This is a genomic window from Streptomyces sp. NPDC001156, assembly GCF_053598275.1.
On the sequence record NZ_JBSFJX010000437.1, the window covers coordinates 1 to 2,828 of the forward strand.

At 68.3% G+C, this 2,828-nt stretch carries 2 protein-coding genes; one reads left to right on the forward strand and one right to left on the reverse strand.

All coding sequences use genetic code 11. The features are described 5' to 3' along the window. Positions 1 to 841 precede the first annotated feature (841 nt). Positions 842 to 1,429, forward strand: a complete 588-nt coding sequence (locus ACWDA7_RS51815) for a hypothetical protein (RefSeq protein WP_450615057.1) — start codon at positions 842 to 844, stop codon at positions 1,427 to 1,429. A gap of 122 nt (positions 1,430 to 1,551) precedes the next feature. Here the strand turns inward: ACWDA7_RS51815 and ACWDA7_RS51820 are convergent, their stop codons facing one another. Then, positions 1,552 to 2,421, reverse strand: a complete 870-nt coding sequence (locus ACWDA7_RS51820; RefSeq protein WP_450615059.1) for a Rieske 2Fe-2S domain-containing protein — start codon at positions 2,419 to 2,421, stop codon at positions 1,552 to 1,554. Between the last annotated feature and the right edge of the window lie 407 nt (positions 2,422 to 2,828).

Sequence of the window (2,828 nt, forward strand, 5' to 3'; positions counted from 1 at the left end):
CGAGGAGGGTGCCCGACGTCGCCTGGGCGCCGGGCGTGCGCGTAGCACTCTGCCACAGGTTCACTACGCTTCGCTAATCCAACTGGTGAGCCTGTTTTCGGGCTGGTGGAAAAGGAGCGGAGCGCGGAACTGCAACCGAATGGTCACTCTTTGCCTATCGGACGACCACCCTCGGTGACAGGGGTGTGGCAACCACGGCGCCCCGCTGGCCTGGACGGGTGAAGGGCGTGCTATCCCCGCGAGCCGGTGGCCATCAGACCCGACGGCAGGTTCAGTTCGTCTGGACCGAGCGTCGCCCGCGGGGCTCCATCCCGTTACGCTGCGACGGCGTGCTCCACCAGCAGCCGGGTCGCGGCCGCGATCGACTCTACGTCGATGCCCGCGGCGGGCAGCCGCTCGGCGGGGGTCGCCGAGCCCGGCATCGTACGGCAGCTGATGGAGGGGAGGGGCGAGTCCTGGCCCGGCTTCGGGCCACGCGCCGAGTCGCACAGACGGGACCATGCCCACGGACACCACATCACGGGGATCGTTGTCTGTGCACACTTGGTACCCGGACCTCAGGGACGTGGCGGGATCCCCCAAGTGGGAGTGCCGCGTCGCGGCCAGTCCCAGGACGCTATCCACCAAGGTGTCGCCGGACAGCTGGCGTCAGGAGTGAGGTGGCTCCCCTGGTCGGCCGTCGTGTGCCGGATAACGCCGGCTCCCGCAGGGACGCCCCTCCTGCAACGGCAAGTCAGCCTGAACGTGATGCGCACCCACGCCGCTTCAGAGACTTGCCACGGACGCCGGGCCCAGATGCGTTAGGAGGCGGTCTGGGTGAGCCTAAGGGAGGGCCGCACCCGTGACGGCGAATCCGGCGGACGATCGCCGAGTGCGGGGCGAGGGGTTGATCGGCAGGGCAGCTGAGAAAGGACTCATGATGCATCACGACATGCTGGACATCTATCTGAACGATCATTTGGCCGGAGCCACCCTCGGCGCTGGCCTCGCGCGGCACGTGGCCCACCGTCATCGCCGTACTGTCGTCAGCTCCCGCCTAGAGCAAATCGCCGATGAGATCGGTCAAGACCGGCAGGCCCTGCTCAGCATCATGGACGGACTCGGCGTGCCCGCCCGTCGCTACAAGGTGTGCGCAGGGTGGGCGGCAGAGAGGGTAAGGCGGCTGAAACCGAACGGTGTCCTCCGCCGGAGCTCGGGCGTTGACGCGGTTGTAGAACTCGAGGCCCTGCGGTTGGGGGTTGAGGGGAAGTCTCTGCTTTGGCTCACGCTGCTCGCAGTGGCTCCACGACGGACTGATCTGGACGGGTCACAACTAAAGGAGCTGCTGGACCGGGCACGCAACCAGATTGACGCCCTCGAGGAGTTGCGCCGCACGGCAGCTGCGGCCGTTTTCTCCCTCCAGGAGGTGCAGACTTCCGACGCGCGGTGAGCCGTCCTGCGGTCGGCACGTCTCGCGCTCAGGCCGTGCCCATCGGTCGTTCTCGTCGTCATGAAGGTCGTCGCCTGCGCGGTTGGGACAACGTCATCCAGAAGCGCAACACCTTCTCGGCATCAAGGCCGTAGGGGCTCGTCCTCGGCGTCCGGCAGTCGCACATGCAGGATGCCGTCGTCGTCCAGGCGTGTCTCGAAGCGGGGTTGAGGGGCGGTGGCCGGGCCGGCCACGTTCCGGCCGTCGGACAGGCGGAAGACGCTGCCGTGCCAGGGGCAGGTGATGCAGCCGTCAGCCACCTTGCCCTCCGAGAGCGGGCCGGAGAAGTGGCTGCACCGATCAGCGAGTACATGGACCTTGTCCTGGGCGTCCTTGACGACCAGGACGGGAACCTCGCCGACCATGCGGCGTGCGGGCTCGCAGGTAGCGAATCGGTTGGCCGGCCCGAGCGAGCGCCACGTCGGTCCGACCAGGCGCGGAACGGGTTCCGCCTTGTTCGCGCCGGCGGCCAGCCGGTAGGCGAGGTGTCCGCCCAACGTCGCCCCGCCCCCGGCCGCCATGAGTCCGGCAAAGGCCAGGGCACGGCCCAGATTCTGGCGGCCGCCGGAGCGGGCCGCCCACGACCCGCCGTACAGGCCGACCGAAACGGTCATGGACGCGGCGTGGATGAGGCCCGTCCTCATCTGCTGGTCATGCTGCTCCGCCCAGTCAACCCAGCCCGAGAGTGCCGCCGGTGCCGCAGTGATGATGCCCAACGCTACGAGGATCCGGGCGGGCCGCTCGACGCCGGAGGTCAGGTCGAGAACTGCGGCGGAAAGCCAGGTCCCGAGCGGGACCTGGACGAGGGCCGGGTGCAGCGGGTGCCCCAAGGCGCGTCCGTGCAGTGCACCCCGTAGGCGACCCAGCGGCAGGCCCTGAATGAGGCCTTTCACCGACTCGACCACAGGGTCGAATTCCGCAGCCCCTGCCAGCGCATCGACGGACTTCAACACGCGGATTCCGACACCATGGGCGCCGTCACCGTCTGCACTAGCCGCATGCCGGAAACGCGAGAAGAGGCTCACCATGTAACGACACGTTGCCCCACCCAACGCCTGAGGGCATCCCACGCTGAGCCACACGGCCGAGGTCGGGGTCAGGCAGCGGCCTCGGCCCGCTGCTGGCACGAAACGAACCGCGGCCGCCGACGTGAACTGAGTCCGGCATGGCTTTGCGTCGGACCGGGGTGGGAGAGGAACCCATCCGTGCGGCGTGCACATAGAGTAATCGTGAAGCGGATGGCGGCCGCCTTCGGCTACGGCTTGAACCTCGATCCACCGCGTGACGGCGGGTCTGTGGATGGCGGAACGAGGAGAGGTGCCTGCTGACCTGCGATGATGGGAGTTCTCACGCTTCCACC